Source organism: Streptomyces sp. NPDC005070 (genome assembly GCF_053600395.1).
In genome coordinates, this window is the sequence record NZ_JBSFZS010000008.1 from 65,333 (window position 1) to 88,563 (window position 23,231).

Here is a 23,231-nt window from a genome sequence, read left to right on the forward strand (position 1 = left end):
CACGGACGCGATGGCTGGGCAGGAGTTGCCGCACCGCGCGGGCCGTGACTCGGCCCGCATGGGCCACCGACGAGAGGCAGAGGAAGATGGTCTACAGCAAGCAAGAGACGGCGGGCGCCCCGACGTGTTGTCACGCGGCCAGGTAATGCAGGATCCCGGTTGCGTCGACGCTTGATGTGAGGCTGTTTCCCATGTTCGATCCGGTCATAGCGCCCAGCGGAACCCTGCTCGGCCTGCTCCAGAGGGGCCGCGGCGACGGCACGCTGCACGCACTCACCGCACCGCGGGCCGAGGCGCTCGCGGCACTGAACCACTGCGTCCTCAGGGACCCCCGCCACGACTGGCAGGTGGAGAACCGCTCCCTGTACTACGCCCGTCTCTACCTCGACCTGAACGGTGAGCTCGACGAGATCGAGCGGCACCTGTTCGACGCCGAGGACGTCCTGGACGACTGCGAGTCACGCACGGGGCTCGCCCTCGCGGTCCTCGGCCACCTCGCCTCGTACGGCAGGCGCGACGCGCTCGCCCTGCTGCGCCGGTACGCCGCGGTCGGCTCCAACTGGAACTGGGCCCTGGACGAACTGGCGCTGCGCGACGACGACGCGGGCCTGCGCGCCCTCGCCGCCCCCGTGCTCGCCCGGTTCCCGGCCGATCCGGAGGGCGAGGCCGCCCTCGCCGCCGTCGTACGCGACGCCTTCGAGCCACGGCCCTGGCGGCTGTGGGCGGACGACTCCCGTACGTCCGTCGCCACCCGCGTGCGCGCCGCCCAGGAGGCCGGGTCCTTCGACCGCTGGCAACGGCAGATGCGGCCCTCGGGGCCCCGCCCCGGGTGGAGCGTCGGCGCCGTCTTCGCGTGGGCCCAGCAGGGCGTCGAACGCGGGGCCGCGCTGCATGTCCCCGCGGCCCGCTGCCTGACCGCCGTCGCCGGACCCGAGGACCGTCCGGAGATCGTCGCGGCCGCGCGCCACGGCGTGGAGGGCGCCCGCTGCACAGCCCTGCGCTATCTCGCCGACGGCAACGATCCGGACGCCCTCGACCTGATCGAGGCGGCCGCCGCGGACGGTTCCACGGCTGTCGCCGAGGCAGCCGTCGACGCCTTCGAACGCATGCGGAGCGTCGCCGCCGTCGACCGGGCCCGCGGCTGGGCGCACCGGCCCGACGTCCTCGGCGCCGCGGCGGGCCGTGTGCTCGCCTGCCGGGGCGGCGCACAGGACCGCGATCTCGTCCTGGCGGCCCTGCGGGAGGCGGTACGGGGCGAGGGCCCCGACGCGCCGACCCTGTGGACCCTCGTCGACGGGACCGGACGGCTCGGCATCGCCTGCGCCGCCCCCGTGCTGCGGCACATCTACCGGGAGACGGCGTCGTCGCACCTGCGTCAGCGCGCCGCCCGCGCCCTGGCCGCCACGGACCCCTCCTTCCCCGCCGGCTTCGCCGTCGAGTGCCTCTGGGACTGCGAGGAGACCACCCGGGAGATCGCCGCACGGCACGCCGAGACCGGTGACGCGCGCGTGGTCGACCAGCTCCGCCGGCTGGCGGCGGATCCGGCCGAGGAGGCCGAAGTCCAGACAGCCGTACGGAGCAGGATCGGGCCTGACATGCCGGCCGTATGAACGTTCGGTGACCCGGGAGTCAGGAGCGTGTGGACGGGGGCTGACCTGCCCGGGTGCGGAGCGGAACGCTCACGGGACGTTCATCGTTCGCATAGATCCACGTTGACGCGGCCACGTCCAGCGGGGCGAGAACACCCCTATGCGTGTCGTCATCGTGACCGAATCCTTTCCCCCCGATGTGAACGGCGTGGCCCACTGCGCGCTCCAGACCGCCCGGCACCTCGTCGATCGCGGTCACGCTCCCCTTGTCGTCGCTCCCGCCACCTCCCCCAAGTTCTCGGCCTCCCCCGACCAGGGAGGCACCCCCACCGGGAACGGGCCCGGCGCCCTCGCGCCGTGCCCGGTCGTCCGCGTTCCCTCCATCCCGCTCCCGGGCTACCCGCAGGTGCGCGTCGCCCTCCCGAGCCGACGCGTCGCCGCGGCCATCACCGAACACCGCGCCGACATCGTCCACCTGGCCAGCCCCTTCATCCTCGGCGTCCGCGGCATGGCGGCCGCCTCCCGGCTCGGCATCCCCGCCGTGGCCGTCTACCAGACCGACCTCGCCGGATACGCCCGTACGTACATCAGCGCGGGTGAGGCCACCGCGTGGCGGCGCATCCGCTCGGTGCACGCCGCGGCCGACCGGACCCTCGCTCCCTCCAGCGCGGCCCTGCGCGACCTGGAGGCGCACGGTGTGCCCCGGGTGCGGCTGTGGGCGCGCGGTGTCGACACGGTCCGCTTCCGCCCCGGTCACCGTGACGAGGCGCTCCGCCGCGAACTCGCGCCGAACGGCGAGGTGATCGTCGGCTACGTCGGCCGGCTCGCCCCCGAGAAGCAGATCGAACTGCTCTCCGGCGTCTGCGGACTCGACGGCGTCCGCGTCGTCGTGGTGGGCGACGGACCCAGCGAGACCACCCTGCGCGGGGCGCTCCCCGGCGCGGTCTTCCTCGGCCGGCGCACCGGCGACGACCTCGCCCGGATCTTCGCCTCGCTGGACGTCTTCGCGCACACCGGCCCCTTCGAGACCTTCTGCCAGACCGTGCAGGAGGCCATGGCCAGCGGAGTGCCCGTCGTCGCGCCCGCCGCGGGCGGACCGCTCGACCTGGTCGACCACGGACGCACCGGGCTGCTGGTCCCGCCGCGCGACGCCGACGCCGTACGGGACGCGGTGCGCACCCTCGCGGCCGACCCAGCGCTGCGGGCGGCCTACGGCGCCGCCGGCCACGCCATGGTCGAGGGCCGCACCTGGGCCACGGTCGGCGACCAGCTCATCGGCCACTACGAGGACGTGCTCTCCGCGCGGAAGCTGGTGGCGGCATGAGCCTGCGCATCGTACGGCTCGCCAACTTCGTCGCCCCCTCCTCCGGCGGGCTGCGTACCGCCCTGCGGGAGCTGGGCGCCGGGTACCGGGAGGCCGGCCACGAACCGGTGCTCGTCATACCCGGCGAACGCGCGAGCGATCACGACACCGAGCAGGGACGGGTGATCACGCTGCCCGGCCCGCTGCTGCCCGGCACCGGCGGCTACCGCGTCCTCACCGACAAGCGGCGCCTCGCCCGGCTCCTGGAGTCGCTCGCCCCGGACCGCCTGGAGGTCTCGGACCGCACCACCCTGCGCTGGACCGGAGTCTGGGCGCGCCGGGCCCGGGTGCCCGCCGTGATGGTCTCCCACGAGACCGCCGACGGTGTACTGCGCACCTGGGGACTGTCCGAGGCTATGGCCCGGCGGACCGCCGACGCCCTCAACGTCCGTACGGCGCACTCCTACGCGCGCGTGGTGTGCACCACCGAGTTCGCCGAGCGCGAGTTCGTGCGGATCGGCGCCCGCAATGTCGTACGAGCCCCTCTGGGCGTCGACCTGGTGGACCGGCACCCCGCCCTGCGCGACCCGGCACTGCGCGCCCGCCACGCGCGCACGGACCAGGTCCTGCTCGTCATGTGCTCCCGCCTGTCCGTCGAGAAGCGCCCCGGCACGGCGCTCGACGCGCTGGAGGCGCTGCTGCGGCGCGGTGAGCGGGCCGTGCTCGTCGTCGCCGGGGACGGGCCGCTCAGGGCCCGGCTCGAGCAGCGTGCCCGGGAGCGGAGGCTGCCCGTCACCTTCCTCGGGCACGTCGCGGACCGCGCCCTGCTCGGTTCCCTCCAGGCCTCGGCGGACGTGTGCCTGGCACCGGGGCCGGCGGAGACCTTCGGACTCGCCGCCCTGGAAGCCATGGCCTGCGGCACCCCCGTCGTCGCCAGCGCGCACTCCGCCCTGCCGGAGATCGTCGGCTCCGCCGGAGCCACCGCCGCCGACAGCGGGAACTCCTTCGCGGACGCGGTGGGGCTGCTGCTCGGCCGCGCCGAGAACGAGCGCAGGCAGGCCGCACGCGCGCGTGCCGAGTGCTTCGGCTGGGACGCCGCCGTGACGGGCTTCCTCGCCGCGCACGACGCGGTGGCCGTGAACCGGCCGCGTCTCCAGGAGGGCGTGGCATGAGACCGGTGCGGTTCGTCGCCCTCGGGGACTCCCTCACGGAAGGGGTGGGCGACCCCGTCGGGGACCGGTGGCGCGGATGGGCCGAGCTGCTCGCCCCGGGGCTCGCCCCCGGGGACGCGCCCGTGCGGTTCACCAACCTCGCGGTCAGCGGGGCGCAGACACGGGACGTCCTCGAACGGCAGACCCCGGCGGCGCTCGCCCTGGAGCCCGACATCGTCTCTGTCGTGATCGGCGTCAACGACACCCTGCGGTACACGTTCGACATCCACTCGGTGGCCGAACGGCTCGACACCGTGTACGCGGCGTTCCGCGCGCGGGACACCGTCGTGCTGACGGCCTGCCTCCCGGACCCCGGCTCGATGCTGGGACTGCCGGGAGCGCTGGCCCGCCCGCTGGCCCGGCGTCAGCACGCGGTCAACGCGGTGGTGCACGCGCTCTCGAAGCGGCACGGGGCGATGCATCTGCACGCGGCGGAGGAGGACTGGCTCCACGACCGCGCCGTGTGGAGCGCCGACCGGCTGCACCCGGGGGAGCTGGGACACCGTCAACTGGCCCTGCGCTTCCACGCGCTGCTCGCCGAGGAGGGCGTCGCCGACGGGATCACCCCGTCGGCCGAGGCCGAGTTCCCCGCGCCGACCCGCACCGCGAGCCTTCTGTGGCTGGCCACGGCGGGAACCGGCTGGGTGGCCAGGCGCTGCACGGATCTGCTGCCCCAGTTGCTCACTCTCGCCGCGTCCGAGGTGCGCCACCGGGCCCGGGGCACCAGCGCCCGGCTCGACCTGAGCGCCTCGCACGCCGTCGCGTCCGCCCTGGCGGCCCTGTCGGTCGCGGAACAGCCGGACGTGGCCTGAGGGCGGCACGCGCGGTGGCCTCAGCGGCGGCGTACGGCCAGGAAACGCACCGGGGTTCCCGGGACCGCCTGAGCGGCCGCCGGAAGGTCGGCGGGACGGACGACCGCGACCACCGGGTACCCCCCGGTGGTCGGATGGTCGGCGAGGAAGACGACCGGGCGGCCGTCGGGCGGCACCTGGACGGCACCCAGCACCAGCCCCTCACTGGGGAGTTCGCCGGATACGGCCCTCTCCAGTGAGGGCCCTTCCGTGCGCAGGCCGATGCGGTTGCTCGCCGACGAGACCCGGTAGGCGCGGGTCGTGAGCGTCCGCAGGGCCGCCTCGGTGAACCAGTCGTCGCGCGGGCCGAGGGTCACGCGCAGAACCAGCTCGGCGGGCGGGGCGCGGTGCGGGACGACGTCCACGCGCGCGTGAAGGGTGCCGGGACTTCCCAGGGGAAGCACCGTGCCGTCCGTCAGCGGCGGCGGGCCGAGCCCCGAGAGGAGGTCGGTCGAGCGGCTGCCGAGCACCGGATCGACGGCCACGCCACCGGACACGGCCACGTAACTCCGCAGGCCCGCGCGCGCGGAACCGATGTCCACGAGGGCCCCCGCGGGCACCCGGACAGGAGCCCCCCAGGCGACCGGGCGGCCGGCCACCCGCACCGGACAGGGCGCTCCCGTCACGGCCACCGTGACCGTGGAACGAGGGCGCAGGGCGCAGCCGTCGACGGTCGTCTCCAGAACGGCCGCCCCGGCGGGGTTGGCGACGAGCCGGTTGGCCAGCGCCGCCGCGGGCGCGTCGAGCGCTCCCGAGCGCGGTACGCCGAGATGGGCGTGCCCGGGCCGCCCCTGGTCCTGGACGGTGGTCAGGGCACCGGCCCGCACCACCGCGAGGGCCCGGTCGCTCATGAACACCTCTCCGGTACGAAGCGCACCCGCGCGCCGGGTGCCAGCAGCGCGGCCGGTACGCGCGCGTGGTCCCACAGCATCGCGTCCGTCGTGCCGATCAACTGCCAGCCACCCGGCGAACTGCGCGGGTACACACCGGTGTACGGGCCCGCCAGCGCCACGGAGCCCGCGGGCACCGCCGTGCGCGGGGTGGCCCGGCGCGGCACGTCGTACCGTGCCGGCAGTCCCGTGAGATAGCCGAAGCCGGGCGCGAACCCGCAGAAGGCGACCCGGAACTCGGCCGCGGCGTGGATCTCCGGCACCTCGCGCACTCCCACCCCCCAGTGGGCCGCCACGTCCGGCAGGTCGGGACCGTCGTACCGTACGGGGATCTCGACGGCGGCGTCCGCGCGCGCGGTCAGCGGGGGGATCTCCCAGCCGGGCAGCAGTTCCGCCAGCCGGCCGGGGTCGTCCAGACCGTCCAGGAGCACCGTGCGGGCCGCCGGGACGATCTCCCGCACGGACAGCGAGCCCTCCGCCCGGCGCCGCACCAGCTCGGCGTGCAGCGCCTGGGCGGCCTCCCCCGAGGAGACCTCCACCAGGAGCGCCCGCTCGCCGACGGGCAGGGCCTTCACACCGCTTCCTTCGCTGTTACCCCCTTCGCCGTTACCGCCGGCCGGCACCGGAGCCGTACCGCCGTCGGCGGTCGTGCCGCTCACGCGAACGCCTCCACGCGCACGCCCGAGGACTCCAGCCGTGCCCGTACCCGGCGGGCCAGATCGACCGCCCCCGGTGTGTCCCCGTGCAGGCACAGGGAGCGCGCCCGGACCGGAACGCGCTCCCCGGAACGGGAGGTGACCATCCCGGAGAGCGCCAGGCCGAGAGAGCGTTCGACCACGGTCTCGGGCTCCGTGATCACCGCGCCCTCCTGGGTGCGGGGCACCAGAGTGCCCTCCTCGGTGTACGCGCGGTCCGCGAACGCCTCGGGGACGACGGGCAGCCCGGCCCCCTCGGCGATCTTCAGGAAGCGCGAGGACGGCAGACCCAGTACCGGCCGACCCGCGCCCGCGAGCAGGACGCCGTCGACGACCGCCGCCGCCTGCTCCTCGTCGTGCACGACCCGGTTGTAGAGCGCGCCGTGCGGCTTCACGTACGCCACCCGTGAGCCCGCCGCGCGCGCGAAGACCTCCAGGGCGCCGATCTGGTAGGCCACTTCGGCCGCCAGTTCGTCGGGCGGCACGTCCATCGGCCGCCGCCCGAACCCCGCCAGGTCACGGTAGGAGACCTGGGCACCGATCCGTACGCCCCGCTCGGCCGCCAGCTCGCACACCCGCCGCATGGTGGGCGCGTCCCCGGCGTGGAAACCACAGGCCACGTTGGCGCTGGTCACGACGGACAGCAGCCGTTCGTCGTCGGTCAGCCGCCAGCGGCCGAAGCCCTCGCCGAGATCGGCGTTGAGATCGATGGGGGTCATGGGCTGCCGTTCCTCCTCCTCCGGCCCGTTCAGGCCACTCGGTACTGCTCGTCACGCGTGTCCGTGATGAACATCCGGCCGGGCGCGTGGGTGATCGCGAACGGCGGACGGGACGCCATCACGGCCGCCTGGGGCGTCACTCCGCAGGCCCAGAACACCGGGATGTCGTCCGGGGCCGCGATCACCGGATCGCCGAAGTCCGGGCGCGAGAGATCCTCGATGCCGAGCCCCGACGGATCCCCGCAGTGCACCGGACTGCCGTGCACCGCCGGGAGCAGGCTGCTCTCCCGGATCGCCGTGCTCACGTGCTCGGGCGGCACGGGACGCATCGACACGACCATGGGGCCGCGCAGCCGTCCCGCCGGACGGCACTGACGTGCCGTCACGTACATCGAGACGTTGCGGCCCTGCTCGATGTGGCGCAGCGGGACGCCCGCGGAGCTCAGCGCCCACTCGAACGTGAAGCTGCAACCGATCAGGAACGACACCAGATCGGACCGCCAGTACGGGACGACGTCCCCGGGCTCGGCCACCAACGCGCCGCGCTCCCACACCCGGTAGCCCGGCAGATCGGTGCGCAGATCGGCGCCCGCGGCGAGCACGGTGGTCCAGGAACCGGCGTCGGTGACGTCGAGGACCGGGCACGGCTTCGGGTTGCGCTGGCAGAACAGCAGCATCTCGTACGCCCAGTCGGCCGGCACCGACACGAGGTTGGCCTGGGCATGGCCGGCGGCGATCCCGGCCGTGCGGACCGACAGCCCCGAACGGAACCGACGACGGGCCCTTTCGGGGGTCCACGTGCGCGCGTGGCCGGGGGTCTTCAGCGGGCTCGGTGAACCGTCGCCGGGGAGGGCGGGCGGCCGGACCTGGACGGTGTCGTTCACAGGAGCTCCTTGCCGCGCGTCTCGGGGAGTCCGGTCAGGGCGAGCGCGGCGAGCGCGTAGCCGATCGCGCCGAAGACGAGCGCTCCGCCCACGCCCCAACTGTCGGCCAGGAAGCCGACGGTGGTGGGGAAGACCGCGCCGACGGCACGCCCGGTGTTGTACGCGAAGCCCTGTCCCGTGCCGCGCACCGCCACCGGGTACAGCTCGCTGAGGAACGAGCCGAAGCCGCTGAAGATCGCCGACATGCAGAAGCCGAGGGGGAAACCGAGCACCAGGAGAAGGGTGTTGGCGCCGCTCGGGATGTTCGCGTAGGCGAGGATGCAGGCCGCGGAGAGGACCGCGAAGAGCAGGATGTTGCGCTTGCGGCCCAGCCTGTCGGTGAGGAGCCCGCCGGTGAGGTAGCCGAGGAAGGCACCGGTGATCAGGAGTGTCAGATAGCCGCCGGTGCCGACGACGGACAGTCCGCGCTCCGTCTTCAGATAGGTGGGCACCCAGGTGGCCAGCGTGTAGTAGCCGCCCTGGACACCGGTGGAGAGCAGGACCGCGAAGAAGGTGGTGCGCAGCAGCCCCGGGGCCTCGGCCGTGCCGGGCCTGAAGATCGTGGTGAACGATCCCTTGTCCGTGCTCCTCTCGCGGACCGCGGCGGCCTCGGGGGCGTCCCGCACCTGGCGCCTGACCCAGACCACGAGCAGCGCGGGCAGCGCGCCGGTCCAGAACATCACTCGCCAGGCGAGGTCGTCGTCGAGGTACTGGAAGACCAGCGTGTAGACGAGCACCGCCAGGCCCCAGCCGACGGCCCAGGCGCTCTGGACCGCGCCGAGTGTGCGCCCCCGGTGCCGGGGGCTCGCGTACTCGGCGACCAGGACGGCGCCGACCGCCCACTCGCCGCCGAAGCCGAGGCCCTGGAGTGCGCGGAACACCAGCAGCGTCTCGTAGTTGGGTGCGAAGCCGCAGGCCACGGTGAACACCGCGTAGGTGATCACCGTGATCATCAGGGCCTTGACGCGTCCGATCCGGTCGGCGACCACGCCCGCGACCGCACCGCCGACCGCGGACACGACCAGGGTGACCGTGGTGAACAGCCCGGTCTGACCGCTGTCGAGGCCGAAGTAGGCCGCGAGCGCGACCATGCTCAGCGGCAGGGTGAAGTAGTCGTACGAGTCGAGGCCGTAGCCGCCGAACGCGCCGCCGAACGCGCGCCGGCCCCGCGGGCCGAGGGCGCGCAGCCAGCCGAACGCGCCTTCCTGGGAACCGGGTTCACCCGTGACGGACGGCGTGCCGGGGGTCAGGGCCTGGGGTGGAGGGGTCGTGCTCATGGGCACCTCGCAGTGAGGGACGGAGAGTGCATGAGGACTGAGCCGGGCCGTGCGGAAGCCTTCGGGCGCTCGGCGGTTCGCGGTGACACGGAGAGCGCCTGCCCGACAAGGTAGAGGATCGTTGAACGATCCCTCAATACCCGTGTTGTTTCGTTCTTCGGTCTGCGGTTGAATTCCGGGCATGGCAGAGCTGACGGAACTGGCCGACGATCGCGCCCTGTTGGGCCGTACCAGCACCGCCGAGCGGGTCTCGGACATCCTCAGGAGCCGGATCGCCGAGGGCTTCTTCCCACCCGGGACGCGACTGTCGGAGGACAGCATCGGCGGCGCCCTCGGGGTCTCGCGCAACACGCTGCGCGAGGCGTTCCGGCTGCTCACGCACGAGCGGCTGCTGGTGCACGAACTCAACCGGGGGGTCTTCGTACGCGTGCTCACCGTCGAGGACGTCGAGGACATCTACCGCACCCGGTCCCTCGTCGAGTGCGCCGTGGTCCGCGGGCTCGGCCGTCCGCCCTACGCCGTGGAGGGGATCGCCAGGGCCGTCTCCGACGGGCAGCGGGGGGCGCGCGAAGGTGACTGGAAAGCGGTGTCGACCGCCAACATCCACTTCCACCGCGAACTGGTCGCGCTCGCCGGCAGCGCCCGTACGGACGAGGTGATGCGCAGCGTCTTCGCGGAGCTGCGTCTCGCGTTCCACGTCGTGGACGACCCCCAGCGGCTCCACGAGCCCTACCTCGCGCGCAACCACGAGATCCTGCGGACCCTGCGGGCGGGCGACCGCGACGGCGCGGAGCGCCTCCTCGCGGCCTATCTCGACGACTCGCTCACCGGCCTCGTCGAGGTGTACGCACGCCGGGTCGCCGACGGGGGAGAGGGCACGCGCTGACGACCTCGGGCGGCGCACGTGCCGGGTGGGCGCGGCTGTGGCTTCGGCCACGTGGGGCCGGGGCAGCGTCTCGGCCACGTTGTGGCTGTCCGGGTGACCCGCGTGCCCGTGGCGAGACGCACGCGATGGGTGTCTGAGTGTGCGGCTGTGCCCGTGGCCAGACGCGCGCGGGTGGCTGTCCGTGGTCCGGCTGTGCCCATGTCGAGACGCACGCGATGGCTGTCCGTGCGTCCGGCTGCGGCCACGGTGAGGTGCGCGCGCGTGGCTGTCCGTGTGTCCGGCTGTGCCCACGGCGACCGGGCCGGCCGGTTCGTGGTCCGGCGGGGAGGGGTCGCTTCTGCGCCGTTTCGACCGTTGTCGGACCGAGGACCTAGTCTGTGCACCGTGACTTCGCCTGCATCGACGGACAGCGTTCCGCCCCAGTTCAGCGCGGGGCCGCGCCCGGCGCCGGGCCCGGCCGCCGACGAGGGCCTGGCGCGGCGGCTGCGCGCGCTCGCGTGCACCGCGCCGCTGCACGATCTGGACGTGCGCAAGGCGAACCTCGCGGGTGAGTACACGGTGTACGGCATGGCCGAGGTCGCCCTCGCGGCCATCGATCTCGTCACACTGAACATGGACTTCGACACGGGCGCCGACCACGACCAGATAGTGGCGAGGCTCATCCCGCGCATCGCCGCCCAGGCCCCCGGCCGACCGGTCGCCGAGCACGAGCGCGTGGCCCGCTGGGTCCTGGAGAACCTGATCAACGTCGGCAGCGTCGACCGCGGCTTCCGGGCCGTGTACGGCACCTTCGCACCCGACGGCAGCTATGTCCGCCGCGACTACGACTTCAAACTGATCGAGGAAGTGCCGGGCTACGGGGGAGGCGTCTACCTCCGTACGACCGACGAGGCGGTCAACGTCCTCGTCGGCGCCCTCGACACCGATGTCACCAGCGCGCAGATCGCCGCCGAGGTCAAGCTGGAGGTGCTGATCAGCCGCGGCCGGCTGGCCGACGCGCAGCTCGCCGCCGAGCAGGCCCGCTACCGCACCGTGCAGTACGCGGAAACGCTGCGCAAGGCGCTCGACGCCACCCGGCGCAACGTCCGGGCCGTCGACTGGCTCCAGGCCGTGCCCGACATGATCGCCGAGGCCCTGGACCACGTGGCCGACCGGTACCGCCACGAGAACGCGATCCTCACCAACATCCGCAGGGCCCGCGACGAGTCCGAGGACCCCGAGCAGAAGCGGCGCGCGGCCGAGCTCGTCGACATAGTCAAGGACTGCATCCGCCGGCACACCCAGCTCCAGTCCCGCCTCCTCGAAGCCGGCCCGTTGTTCCGCGCCGAGCAGGACCGGCAGGCCTTCGGAACCCCCATGACGACCTCGGGAATCGACCTCTACGGCCACCTCGTCGCGCCGGTGCTGCCCCTGCCCGTGGAGCGGGCGCTGCGCGTCACCGACGCCTTCTTCCAGCGCGGGACGGGCCTGCGCACCCCCGTCGCCGTACGGGTCGCGGACCTCGTCGACATCCTGCTGACGCCGCCGCTGGAGCGCGAGCACCTCGGCGCGGAGATGCCCGAGCCCGACCTGATCGCGACACCGGACGACAGCCGCTTCAGCGACGAGCAGCTCGCCTCCGCCAAGGAACTGCTGAACCTGCCGCCGGACGCGCCGCGCAGGCTGTCCGGGCTGCTCGCGGAGGCCCGCCGCCATGATCCCGAGCTGCCCTACCTGGTGGCCCTCCTGGCCGTGCACGCCGCGAGTCCGCCGGTCGGCACCGCCTACCGGCAGGGCGAGGAGCGCCTGCTGTTCGCCGTGGACGACGGGACCGAGCTGGACGACCCGGAATTCGGCGGTGCCGATCTGATCGTCGGCATGGCGCTGCTCGACGCGGCCGGGATGAAGGCGGACCGGGCATGAACCTTCCGCCGCGCGAGTCCGCGCCCCGCGGGAGGCCCCGGATCTCCGCCGGTGCGCACCGCGCGATGTCCTGGAACCCCGCCGCCGGCCGCACCGCCGCGGTGAGGGCGCACACCGGTCCCGCGGAGCCGGGCGCCGCCGGTCCGCGAGCCCCGCACGGGACGCCCGTCCGTCCCCAGGCCCGTACCCTCGTACTTTCGAACAAGGAGTCCCAGCCGTGACCGAGCACGTCGAGTGGAGTGAACCGGAGGCCACCGCCGCACCGGCGAACGCCCCCGTCACCCCTGCCGACGCCGCCGACGCGGCGCGGCTCGTCGCCTTCGGGCTGCAGCCCAAACTACAGCCCGCGCGCGACCAGGAGTACACCGAGCTGCTGCGCCGCTACCGCGAGGACCCGCCCTTCGCGCGGCTCGCCGACGCGGTGGCCGCCGGTCTCGGCCTCGTCGTCCTCGAGGTGTCCCCGCGCGCGGGGATGGCCGTGACCGCCGCCGAGGACTCCGTCTTCGCCGTCCGCATGGGCGACTACGCGCGCCGCGCCTCGACCGACTCCGGGGACCGGTTCCTGCACGGACTCGCCCACCTCGCCGTGGCCGCCCTGGCCTTCCCGCGCCCCGAGGACCTCGCCGACGACGGATACATCGGGCGGGTCTCGGTCAACGGCGTCGACGCGTTCGTACGACAGGCCTGCCGGCGCCTGGAGGAGCGGGCCGAGGAGACCGGCGAGAACACCGACCCGGCGACCGACGCCCCCGGGCTGGAGGCGGCCTGGCGGATCTGGGCACGGCGCAGCTCCACCGGGGCCACCAAGGACGCGCGAAGGCTGGCCGGCTCGACGACGGGCATCATCGCCAAGGCCGTCGCCTTCCTCACCGACTCCGGGTTCCTCCAGCGCACCGGCGACGACGCCGGCGGGACGTTCCGGACGACGGCCCGCTATCAGCTCCAGGTCCGCGACATGGCGGGCATCGCGGCCATGGCCGAACTGCTGGAGCTGGGCATCGTCCCGGTGACGGACGGCACGGCGAGTCTGCTGCCCGCCGAGGACACCGACGACCTGGAGCTCGTGGCCGGAGCCGGACTTCCGTTCCACTCCTGACGTCCGCCCGCCCTCCCCGGCTCCCCCCTCACGACCTCACCCCCTTTCGACTACGAGAGTCCGCCGCCATGTACGAGCTGTCCCGGGTCCGCCTCTACTCCATCGGGCCCGCCGGTGCGCGTTACGCCGACACCGTGCTGGACCTGCGCGGAGTCGGCGAGCCCGTACCCGACCCGGCGCCCACCCAGGCGGCGTTCTTCGAGGACGAACCGGTCGGCCCGCCGCGCCGGCCCGCGCCCGCCGGTGTGCTCTTCCTGGAGAACGGCGGCGGCAAGTCGGTGCTGCTCAAGCTGATCTTCTCGGTCATGCTCCCCGGACACCGCAACACCCTGGGCGGCGCCAGCTCCGGCGTGCTGCGCAAGTTCCTGCTCGCCGACGACTGCGGCCACGTCGCGCTGGAATGGCAGCACACGGTGACCGGCGAATGCGTGGTGGTCGGCAAGGCGAGCGAGTGGCGCGGGCGGCAGGTCTCCAACGACCCCCGGAAGTTCGCCGAGGCCTGGTACTCGTTCCGGCCGGGACCCGGGCTCAGCCTGGACAACCTGCCCGTCGCCGAGGCCACGTCGGTACGGCCGTCCGCCGAGGGCGTCTCCGGGGCGCAGGGGCGGCGGCGCACCATGAAGGGCTTCCGCGACGCGATCACCGAGGCCGGCAAGGCCTACCCGCACCTGGAGGTGCACTGGGAGGAGATCCACGACCGCTGGAACGAACACCTCGGCGACCTGGGCCTGGACCCCGAACTCTTCCGCTACCAGCGGGAGATGAACGCCGACGAGGGCGAGGCCGCCGGTCTCTTCGCGGTCAAGAAGGACTCCGACTTCACCGATCTGCTGCTCCGCGCGGTCACCGACACCCGCGACACCGACGGGCTCGCCGACCTCGTCGGCGGCTTCGGCAACAAGCTGGGACGACGCGCCGAACTCATCGCCGAGCGCGACTTCACCGCCGGTTCCGTGGATCTGCTCGGCCGGATCGTCGAGGCCGCCGGGGCACGGGCACGCGCGCGTGACATCCACACCGGCGCCGAGCGGCGGACGAGGACGCTGGCCCGCCGGCTGTCCGCGCGGGCCGTGCGGGAACGTGTGCGCGCCGGTGAGCTCGCCCAGCGCGTGACCGCCGCCGCGTACGCCGTCACCCATGCCGAGGGCGCCCGTGAGCGCAGCGCGCTGATCGCCGCCGAACTCGCCTACCGTCACGCCTCGCTGGCCCTCGCCGGCGCGGAGAAGTCGGCCGCCGCGCAGAAGCGTGAGCTCGCCGACGCGCGCACCCTGCACGCCGCCTGGCAGGCCGCCGAAGCCGTACTGCGCCACCGTGCCGCCGCCGACCGCTCCACCCGCGTCGCCGACGCCATCCGCGAGGCCGAACGGGACGCCGCGCCCGCGCTCGCGGCCCGCGCCACCGCCGCCGTCGACCTCGTCCGGGCGCTGCACCGGGCCGCCGAGCGCGCCGAGTCGCTCGCCAACGAGGAGGAGGAACGGTCCGCGGGTCTCCAGGCGGCCGGGGAGACGGCACACGCCGACTCGACGGCCGCCGCCACCGCCGCGCAGCGCGCGCGCAGCGAGATCGGGCATCTGCGCCAGCGGCTGGCCGAGGTCGAGCAGGAGACCGCCGAGGCGGTCCGGGCCGGCTGGCTCGACGACAGCGCCCCCGACGCCGACCCGGCCCGTGCCGCTCTCGCCGCCAGCGACGCGGAGAAGACGGCCGTCGCCGCCTGGGACACCGCGCGCGAGGCCTCACGGCGCGCCGCCGACCAGGCGCGGGAAGCAGGGTCCGCCGAGTCCCGGGCCGAGCTGACGGCCGCCCGCGCGGCGGACGCGGCCACGGCCGCCGAGCGGTCGCACGAAGCGGAGCGGCGTACGGCCGAGGCCCTGGCGCGGGAGGAACGGCTCGCGGAGCTGCTCGGCCTGCCGGGCTCCGACACCCGCCGAAGCGTTCCCCAGCCGCGCCGCGACGAGGACGCCGACGTCCCGGCCGACACGTCGGTCGGAGCACCGCCGGCTCCCGAAGAGCTCGACCGGTACGCCGACGACCTCCGCGGACTTCTCGACGAGACCGTCGCCTCCGCCGAGCGGCAGCTCTTCGACCTGCGCACCGCCGCCGCCGACGACGCCCGGATCCTCGGGGCGCTCGGCGACGGCGGGCTGCTGCCGCCCGGCCCGGACGTGCTGGCCGCCGTCGAGTACCTCGGGGAACACGGCATCCCCGCGCTGCCCGGATGGCGCTACCTCGCCCAGGCCGTCGACCCCGTCGACCACGCACGCGTCCTGGCCGCCCGGCCCGAACTCGTCGACGGCGTGATCATCACCGACCCGGACACCCACGCGCGGGCCCGTGAGGTCCTCGGCGAGGCGGCGCTGCTGCCCCGCTCGACGGTGGCGGTCGGCACGGCCGCCGCCCTGCTCGCCCCCACCCCGGCCGCCGGCACGGACGACGGCGGGGTCTTCCTCGTACCCCCGAACCCGGCCATGCACGACGAGTACGCCGCCGACGAGGAGCGCAAGGCACTGCGTACCCGGACCGGTCTGCGGGACGAAGAGATCCGCACCCTCGCGGCCCGCCTCGGCAAGGACCGGGAGCTGGCCGCGCGCCTCGCCTCCTGGCGCACCGGCTGCCCCGCCGGACGGCTCACCGAGCTGGCCACGGCCGCCCGCGACGCGCGCGCGTTCGCGGAGGAGACCGAGGCCGAGCTCGCCGAGGCCCGCGCCGTCCGCGCGGAGGCGGACGAGACGGCGGCCGAAGCGGCCCACCTGCGCGACGAGCGGCAAGAGGCCGCCCAGAAGGCCCGGCGTGCCGCCGACGCGCTCGCCGGACTAGCCTTCCGGCTGCGCGAACGCGCCGGATGGCAGGTCACCCTCCGCGAACTCGCCGACGAGGCAGCGGAGGCGGAAGCCCGCGCACAGGTGTGCCTGGAGCGCGCCCGCGCCGCCGACGAGGACCGACGCGGCGCTCAGCGTGCCGCCGACGACGCCCGCCGCACGGCCCGCGCGCTGCGCGCCGAACGCGCCGAGATCGCCGGCGCCCCCGACGACGTCACGCAGGACGGGTCGGCGGCCGCCAAGGACTCGCTGCCCGCGCTGCGCGAGGCCTACCGGGCCGCGTCGCAGCTCTACGAGAAGGTCGGCGTCGGCGCCGACCTGCGCGCCGAGCAGGCACGGGCCGAGAGCGACGAGAGCGCGGCCCTCGCGGAGCTGGACCGGCTCAGCAACAAGGTCCGCACCCGCGCAGGCCAGCTCCTGGAGTCGCCGGACGGTTCGGACGGCCCCTCGCGGCAGGCCGCCGCGGCACGGGCCGAGGAACTGGTGCAGCTTTTGGAGACCCGAATGTCGACCGCGAGCGAACAGCTCGGGCGGCTGCGCGGCGAGGCGGAGCGGCACGCGCCCGAGGAGGGCGAGGCGCACACCGAGCTGGCGGAGGAGCTGGTTCCGGTCGACGCCGAGCAGGCCCAACCCCTGCTGCGCACCGCCACGACCGAACTCGCCTCCCGCACCGAGGCGTTGAACCGCGCCCGCGAGGCGCACGCGGAGTTCCTCGACGCCCACCGGTCCGTCGAGGCCGCCGCCGGCGGCTTCGACGAGACGGCCGCGCTCCTCAAGGACCTCCTCCGCGAGCACGTCGACGAGGAGCAGGACGAGCCCGAGCCCTATCCGGGCACCCTCGAAGAGGCGCGGAACTCCGCCGCCGAGAGCCGCCGTTCGCTGCGCGGCTGCTCCGCCGACCTGACCACCGCCGAGTCTGCCGTCCGCGAGGCGAGCGACATCCTCGTGCGCCACGCGAACTCCACGCGCTACGAGCAGGTGCGCACTCCCGCCCGGCAGCAGATCCGCGAGCTGCCCGCCTCCTCCCTGCCCGAGCACGCGCAGAAGTGGGCGGACGCGTTCGCGCCCCGGCTGCGCGTGCTGACCGACGAACTGGCGCAGTTGGAGCGCAACCGGGACTCGATCGTGGACCGGCTGCGCGGACTCGTCGAGTCCTCCCTCGCCACCCTTCGGTCCGCCCAGCGGCTGTCCAGGCTGCCGGAGGGACTGGGGGAGTGGTCGGGACAGGAATTCCTCCGCATCCGCTTCGAGGAACCCGACCAGGCCACCCTCGCCGAGCGGCTCGGCGAGGTGGTGGACGAAGCCACCCGCGCGGCGGTCAAGAAGAATTCCGACATGCGGCGCGACGGCATGTCGCTGCTGCTGCGCGGTGTCAGTGCCGCGCTCCAGCCCAAGGGTGTCGCCGTCGAGATCCTCAAGCCGGACGCCGTACTGCGCGCCGAACGCGTACCCGTCGGGCAGATGGGCGACGTGTTCTCCGGCGGCCAGCTCCTCACCGCCGCCATCGCGCTGTACTGCACGATGGCCGCGCTGCGCAGCAACGACCGCGGCCGTGACAAGCACCGGCACGCCGGCACCCTGTTCCTCGACAACCCCATCGGGCGCGCCAACGCGACGTATCTGCTGGAGCTCCAGCGGGCCGTCTCGGACGCGCTCGGTGTCCAACTCCTCTACACCACCGGCCTGTTCGACACGACCGCGCTCGCCGAGTTCCCCCTCGTCATCCGGTTGCGCAACGACGCCGACCTTCGCGCCGGGCTGAAGTACATCAGCGTCGAGGAGCACTTGCGGCCGGGCCTGCCGCGCGAGGCGGCAGCCGGGGAGACGGTGCACACCGAGATCACGGCGACACGGATGTTCAAGCGCCCGGCACCGGTGACCCCGTAGCGACAGAGCCGAAGGGCGGGGGAATCGCGTGCCGTCAGCGACCGGCGACGCGGTTCCCCACACCTCTGCCGGTGCGCTCCTCCACGCGGCTTCCCTCCTTCAGGGCGGCCGCCGGAGTGAACCGTCCGAGGGCCGCTCCCCGCTCACCGACGTCGTGACGGCGAGGGAGCCCCCGTGGACGGCCGCCCGGCGGCCCGGCCGTCGGGCCGGGGTGCCAGGGCGACCGGTCCGTCGGCCGGCCGAAGCCCGAAGAGCAGCCGCTCCGCGGTCGGACCGAGGCGCGCAGCGGCTGCCGCTTCGCTACGAGTGCGACAACTGCCCGGCCCCGCCCCGCCTGCGTATCCGCTCCTGGGTGCGCGCCGCGATCCGTGCCTGACGCCTGGCCTTGCGGCGCTCGCGCCGGAGCGCCCGCGCCGTACTGCTCGGCACCGACACCACGCCGTTCCGCTGGTTCCACACCTGCCGCGTCACCCACACGTCCAGGGCGGCCCACGTGGCGACGACCGTACTGGCCACACTGCTGATGACCATCGGGAAAGCCAGCCAGGACTCGGTCAGCGTGCACAGGAACGCCACCACGGCCTGCATCAGCGTGACCGCGATGACGAGCACCGCACGCACCGCGGACGTACGCACCGGATCGGGCAGCCGACGCCTGCGCGCGGGTTCCTCGATCCACAACGGCCGGTAGTACGCCCGCTCTTCGTGCTCCTCGTATCCGTACGTGCCGTCGTCCTTCTCCTCGGATCGGCCGCCCCCGCGAGGGCCGGTCTCCCGGGACTCCGCCGCGTCGGGCCCGTCCTTCGCCGACCGCGCGTCCGGCCGGCCGTGCCCCGCTGCCGGAACGCCGCCATCCGGTACCCGGGTGGCCAGTTGTACCGCCTTTCCTGTCGCAACCTCAGCAGCGGGTGACCCGCTCCGTTCCGCCGTGCCCATCAACTTGTCACTCCCCACCGCCCAGCAGTCCTCTCGCACGGGTGTCTCACGACCCCCGCCCCCAAAGTGGCTGCCCGGCTTGCGCCCTTTTACGCCGACTGAGCGCGGCATGCGGCACCTGTGGCCGATTCCGCCCTCAATTCCCGTACAGACAGACGAACGACCTGCCCCGAAGATTCCCGCCGAGCGAAGAATTTCGGCCAACTGACGAAGTTCTCCACTTCGATGGGATCCGGCCCCAAGTGCCGGATCCCGGGGCGCAATCTCCCCCAATGAACGGACAACTCCCCATGTCGGGTTCCCCGTCGGGCCGGATCCACCCTCCGGACGGTCTTCGAGTTGTCTCTGTGTCAGTAGTAGGCTCACGCCGTTTGTTGACGCACATGTGTACCCCTGACCGAGGGGGTCGAGCTGGGGGAGGCCATGCGCTTTCGCGGGAAGTCCATCCGCCGGAAGATTGTGGCGCTGCTCCTCGTGCCCCTGGTGTCGTTGACCGGGATCTGGGCCTTCGCCACTGTGCTGACGGGTCGTGAGGCGAGCCGGCTCTTCAGCGTCTCCGAGGTCGTGCAGAAGATCGGCTACCCGACCGAGGACACCGTCAGGGTTCTCCAGCGGGAACGCCGGCAGACTCTTGTCTACCTGGCCGATCCTCGCGCCTCCGACGGACTCGCCGCGCTCAAGCGCAGCCGCGGCGCCACGGACCGCATCCTGGCGAAGGTCCGCAGGAACGCCGGCGACAAGGGCCTGCGCAAGGAACTCGGCGGAGGCACCGCGGAGCGCCTCACCTCGCTCCTCGACGCCGTCGACGGGATCTCCTCGCTGCGCAGCGGCGTCGAGGACGGCACCTTCGACCGCGTCCAGGCCCTCGGCCTCTACGACCGGCTCATCGATCCCTGCTACGTCCTGCTGGCCAACCTGCACGTGGTCGACGACGTGGAACTGGACAAGGAGAGCCGCGCCCTCGTCCATGTGTCCCGCGCCCGCGAACTGCTCTCCCGTGAGGACGCCCTTCTCGGCTCCGCACTGGTCGCCGGACACCTCACCCGCGACGAACTCCGCCAGGTCTCCGACCTCGTCGCCCAGCGCACCCTGCTGTACGACGTCAGTCTGCCGCTCCTTCCCTCCTCGGACCGCGCCCGCTTCGAGCGCTACTGGGGCAATGCCGGCACCGGGCCCCTGCGCGCGGCCGAACGGGCGGTCGCCGCCTCGACGGACGGCTCGCCCGACGGTGTCACGGCGAAGAGCTGGGACGGCGCCGCCGGGCATGTGCTCGCCGAACTCGGCGAACTCGAGGACCTGGCGGGCGACCACTACCGGGACCGGGTCAAGCCCGTGGCCATGAGCGTCATCCTCCAGGCGGTCGGCGCGGGCGTGGTCGGCCTCATCGCCCTGCTGACCTCGCTCGTCATGTCCGTACGCATCGGCCGGAGCCTCATCCGCGACCTGCGCCGCCTGCGCATGGAGGCCCACGAGGCGTCCGGCGTACGGCTGCCCAGCGTCATGCGCCGGCTCTCCGCGGGTGAACAGGTCGACATCGAGACCGAAGTGCCGCGCCTGGAGTACGACAGGAACGAGATAGGCGAGGTCGGCCAAGCCCTCAACACCCTTCAGCGCGCCGCCGTCGAGGCGGCCGTCAAGCAGTCCGAACTGCGCGAGGGCGTCTCCGAGGTCTTCGTCAATCTCGCCCGCCGCAGCCAGGTGCTGCTCCACAAGCAGCTCACCCTCCTCGACACCATGGAACGCAGGACCGAGGACACCGACGAACTGGCCGACCTGTTCCGCCTCGACCACCTGACCACCCGCATGCGCCGCCACGCCGAGGGCCTCGTCATCCTGTCCGGCGCGGCGCCGTCCCGGCAGTGGCGCAAGCCGGTCCAGCTCATGGACATCGTGCGCGCCGCCGTCGCCGAGGTCGAGGACTACGAACGCGTCGAGGTACGCCGGCTGCCGCGCGTCGCCGTCACGGGCCCCGCCGTCGCCGACGTCACCCATCTCGTGGCCGAGCTCCTGGAGAACGCCACGGTGTTCTCGCCGCCGCATACGGCCGTCCACGTCGTCGGTGAACGCGTCGCCAACGGCTTCACCCTGGAGATCCACGACCGCGGCCTCGGTATGACCGCCGAGGCACTGCTCGACGCCAACCTGCGGCTCGCCGAGACCCCCGAGTTCGAACTCTCCGACACCGACCGGCTCGGCCTCTTCGTCGTCAGCCGGCTCGCCCAGCGCCAGAACGTCCGCGTCTCGCTCCAGCCCTCCCCGTACGGCGGCACCACCGCGGTCGTCTTCATGCCGGACGCGCTGCTCACCGACGACGTCCCGGACACCAACGGCATCGGCTTCCGCCTCGACCGCTCCCTGCCCGCCAAGGGGCGCACGACCGAGGAACGCCCCGGCGCGACACTCACCGAGTCCTCGGCACGTCTGCCCGGTCTGCCCGCCTCGGTCCTCGACGGCCCCGTCGAGCTGGACGCGCCCGTCGACCTGGACACGCTCACCGGATTCCCCGGCGCGCTCGGCGACGACGACAGCGAACGCGGAGGACTCTTCCGTCCGCGGCGCTCCATCGCCGGGGTGCCCACAGGGAGCCACCAGCAGGCCGGAGACGGCGACGAAGCCGCCCGGCCGGAGGACGACGACCGTCCGGACGGAGCTCCGGTCCCGCTGCCACGCCGCCGGACGCCCAAGCTCGTCAGCTCCCACGGCCGTCCCGTCACGGGGACCCGATCGTGGCGCGGCCAGATGGACGAGGGCACGACCCCGGACCTCGAATCGGTGCGGGATCCCGGAGCGCGAGGGAACGACGACCACCGGGAACACCGCGTGCCCGAACTCGAAGGCGCCAAGCCACTGCCCAGGCGGCACGGCGAGCGGCCCGCCGTCCCGGCCCGGCGCGGCGGTGAACGCCCCGGTGTCCCCGGTGCATCAGGAGCCCTCGGCACACAGGGAAGACCCGCTCTCCACGAGGCACCCGAACCTTCCCGAGCACCCGGTCTCCGTGAGAACACCGACCGTGCGGACGCGTCGGGCCACCACGACGCCCCGGCTCTGCCCCGGCGCACCCGCACCACGGAGTCCCCGGCGAACCCGGGCGACGAAACGACTCCCCGCCGCGACACCACGACAGGGCAGGCGGAAGCCGGTACGGCCGCGCTGCCGCGGCGTGTCCGGCAGGCGAATCTGGCCCCCCAGTTGAAGGACGGACCGGCGCGGCTCGCCGAGCGCGGCACCGGCCGCGACGGCACGGGGCCGGACCCCGCCGAACGGGACGCCGACGAAGTACGCAGTCGCATGGCCTCGCTCCAGCGTGGCTGGCAGCGCGGCCGCGAAGAGAACGCCGAGGGCGACCAGGCCCAGGACGGCTCAGTACGAGGAAAGACAAAGGGGGACGGTCGATGACCGCACCGAAGGCCGCAGGGCCCGCCGCGACCGGCAATGTGTCCGGCGAACTGAACTGGCTGCTCGACGAACTGGTGGACCGCGTCGCCAGTATCAACAAGGCGATCGTGCTCTCCGGCGACGGCCTTCCGACCGGCGCCTCGAAGGACCTCACCCGGGAGGACAGCGAACACCTGGCGGCCGTCGCCTCCGGCTTCCACAGCCTCGCCAAGGGCGTCGGCCGGCACTTCGAGGCGGGCAGTGTCCGCCAGACCGTCGTCGAACTCGACGAGGCCTTCCTGTTCGTCACGGCCGCCGGTGACGGGAGCTGCCTCGCCGTCCTCTCGGACGCTGACTCCGACGTGGGCCAGGTCGCCTACGAGATGACACTCCTCGTCAAGCGGGTCGGCGTACATCTGGCCTCCAGTCCGCGCACCGATCTGCCTTCGGGCGGGTAGTGGGATGACATGAGCGGAGACGGTCAGGGAAGACGCCACTGGTTCGACGACGAGGCGGGCCCGGTGGTCCGCCCGTACGCCATGACCCGGGGCCGCACCACCAGCGCGGCCCAGCACCGCCTCGATCTGATCGCGCTCGTGGTCACGGAACTGCACGCCGAGGACCCCGAGGCGGACCACTCGCTGTCCCCCGAACACGTGGACATCGTCGAACTCTGCCGTCAAGTCCCCCAGTCCGTCGCCGAACTCGCGGCGGAGCTCGATCTGCCCATCGGAGTGGTGCGGGTCCTGATCGGGGATCTGGTGGATGACGAAATGGTCCACGTGACACGTCCCGTTCCCCCTGCCGAACTGCCGGACGAGAGTATTCTGCGCGACGTGATCAGCGGCCTCCGGGCGCTCTGAGCTGGGCGGAAA

General features: G+C 73.6%; 17 protein-coding genes. 11 read left to right on the plus strand and 6 right to left on the minus strand.

Annotation, left to right across the window (positions count from 1 at the left end):
- Positions 1-191 precede the first annotated feature (191 nt).
- From ACWEBX_RS04965 to ACWEBX_RS04980, 4 genes are all read left to right on the plus strand, one after another.
- The gene (locus ACWEBX_RS04965) at positions 192-1,610 is read left to right on the plus strand and encodes a HEAT repeat domain-containing protein (RefSeq protein ID WP_451883501.1); all 1,419 of its coding nucleotides are present in this window, start codon (positions 192-194) and stop codon (positions 1,608-1,610) included.
- Positions 1,611-1,749: 139 nt separating this feature from the next.
- Positions 1,750-2,913, plus strand: a complete 1,164-nt coding sequence (locus ACWEBX_RS04970; RefSeq protein WP_451883502.1) for a glycosyltransferase family 4 protein — start codon at positions 1,750-1,752, stop codon at positions 2,911-2,913.
- A complete protein-coding gene (locus tag ACWEBX_RS04975) occupies positions 2,910-4,064 on the plus strand; it encodes a glycosyltransferase (RefSeq protein WP_451883503.1) in 1,155 nt (384 codons plus the stop codon). Before ACWEBX_RS04970 ends, ACWEBX_RS04975 begins: the two co-directional genes overlap by 4 nt.
- Entirely contained in the window at positions 4,061-4,915 is an 855-nt protein-coding gene (locus tag ACWEBX_RS04980; protein ID WP_355769133.1) for an SGNH/GDSL hydrolase family protein, read from the plus strand. Before ACWEBX_RS04975 ends, ACWEBX_RS04980 begins: the two co-directional genes overlap by 4 nt.
- A 20-nt stretch (positions 4,916-4,935) precedes the next feature.
- Here ACWEBX_RS04980 and ACWEBX_RS04985 read toward each other — a convergent pair whose 3' ends face one another.
- From ACWEBX_RS04985 to ACWEBX_RS05005, 5 genes are all read right to left on the minus strand, one after another.
- Positions 4,936-5,805 (minus strand): 5-oxoprolinase subunit C family protein, encoded by an 870-nt coding sequence (locus ACWEBX_RS04985; protein ID WP_451883504.1) that lies wholly within the window; start codon positions 5,803-5,805, stop codon positions 4,936-4,938.
- Positions 5,802-6,419 carry a 5-oxoprolinase subunit B family protein gene (locus tag ACWEBX_RS04990; RefSeq protein WP_451883531.1) on the minus strand — a complete coding sequence of 206 codons (618 nt, stop codon included), beginning with the start codon at positions 6,417-6,419 and terminating at the stop codon, positions 5,802-5,804. Before ACWEBX_RS04990 ends, ACWEBX_RS04985 begins: the two co-directional genes overlap by 4 nt.
- An 80-nt stretch (positions 6,420-6,499) precedes the next feature.
- Positions 6,500-7,258 (minus strand): LamB/YcsF family protein, encoded by a 759-nt coding sequence (locus ACWEBX_RS04995; RefSeq protein WP_451883505.1) that lies wholly within the window; start codon positions 7,256-7,258, stop codon positions 6,500-6,502.
- A 29-nt stretch (positions 7,259-7,287) separates the two neighbouring features.
- Entirely contained in the window at positions 7,288-8,082 is a 795-nt protein-coding gene (locus ACWEBX_RS05000; RefSeq protein WP_451883532.1) for a putative hydro-lyase, read from the minus strand.
- Positions 8,083-8,138: 56 nt separating this feature from the next.
- A complete protein-coding gene (locus ACWEBX_RS05005) occupies positions 8,139-9,458 on the minus strand; it encodes an MFS transporter (RefSeq protein ID WP_451883506.1) in 1,320 nt (439 codons plus the stop codon).
- Positions 9,459-9,639: 181 nt separating this feature from the next.
- Here ACWEBX_RS05005 and ACWEBX_RS05010 point away from each other — a divergent pair, with 181 nt between their 5' ends.
- The 4 genes from ACWEBX_RS05010 to ACWEBX_RS05025 all read left to right on the plus strand — a co-directional run bounded on the left by ACWEBX_RS05010 (position 9,640) and on the right by ACWEBX_RS05025 (position 18,045).
- Positions 9,640-10,344 carry a GntR family transcriptional regulator gene (locus ACWEBX_RS05010; RefSeq protein ID WP_451883507.1) on the plus strand — a complete coding sequence of 235 codons (705 nt, stop codon included), beginning with the start codon at positions 9,640-9,642 and terminating at the stop codon, positions 10,342-10,344.
- Positions 10,345-10,728: 384 nt separating this feature from the next.
- Positions 10,729-12,246: a hypothetical protein gene (locus ACWEBX_RS05015; protein WP_451883508.1), complete on the plus strand. Its 1,518-nt coding sequence runs from the start codon at positions 10,729-10,731 to the stop codon at positions 12,244-12,246.
- A 217-nt stretch (positions 12,247-12,463) separates the two neighbouring features.
- On the plus strand, positions 12,464-13,342 hold the full coding sequence (locus ACWEBX_RS05020; RefSeq protein ID WP_451883509.1) for a hypothetical protein: 879 nt from the start codon (positions 12,464-12,466) through the stop codon (positions 13,340-13,342).
- Positions 13,343-13,410: 68 nt separating this feature from the next.
- Positions 13,411-18,045, plus strand: coding sequence for a hypothetical protein (locus ACWEBX_RS05025; protein WP_451883510.1), 4,635 nt, complete (start codon positions 13,411-13,413; stop codon positions 18,043-18,045).
- Positions 18,046-18,345: 300 nt separating this feature from the next.
- Here the strand turns inward: ACWEBX_RS05025 and ACWEBX_RS05030 are convergent, their stop codons facing one another.
- Positions 18,346-18,981 carry a hypothetical protein gene (locus tag ACWEBX_RS05030; RefSeq protein WP_451883511.1) on the minus strand — a complete coding sequence of 212 codons (636 nt, stop codon included), beginning with the start codon at positions 18,979-18,981 and terminating at the stop codon, positions 18,346-18,348.
- A gap of 423 nt (positions 18,982-19,404) precedes the next feature.
- Here ACWEBX_RS05030 and ACWEBX_RS05035 point away from each other — a divergent pair, with 423 nt between their 5' ends.
- From ACWEBX_RS05035 to ACWEBX_RS05045, 3 genes are read left to right on the plus strand one after another with little or no spacing between them, the layout of a single operon-like run.
- Positions 19,405-22,377: a nitrate- and nitrite sensing domain-containing protein gene (locus ACWEBX_RS05035; RefSeq protein ID WP_451883512.1), complete on the plus strand. Its 2,973-nt coding sequence runs from the start codon at positions 19,405-19,407 to the stop codon at positions 22,375-22,377.
- On the plus strand, positions 22,374-22,814 hold the full coding sequence (locus ACWEBX_RS05040) for a roadblock/LC7 domain-containing protein (RefSeq protein WP_355767002.1): 441 nt from the start codon (positions 22,374-22,376) through the stop codon (positions 22,812-22,814). Before ACWEBX_RS05035 ends, ACWEBX_RS05040 begins: the two co-directional genes overlap by 4 nt.
- Before the next feature lie 9 nt (positions 22,815-22,823).
- Positions 22,824-23,219: a DUF742 domain-containing protein gene (locus ACWEBX_RS05045; RefSeq protein ID WP_451883513.1), complete on the plus strand. Its 396-nt coding sequence runs from the start codon at positions 22,824-22,826 to the stop codon at positions 23,217-23,219.
- Positions 23,220-23,231: the final 12 nt, after the last annotated feature.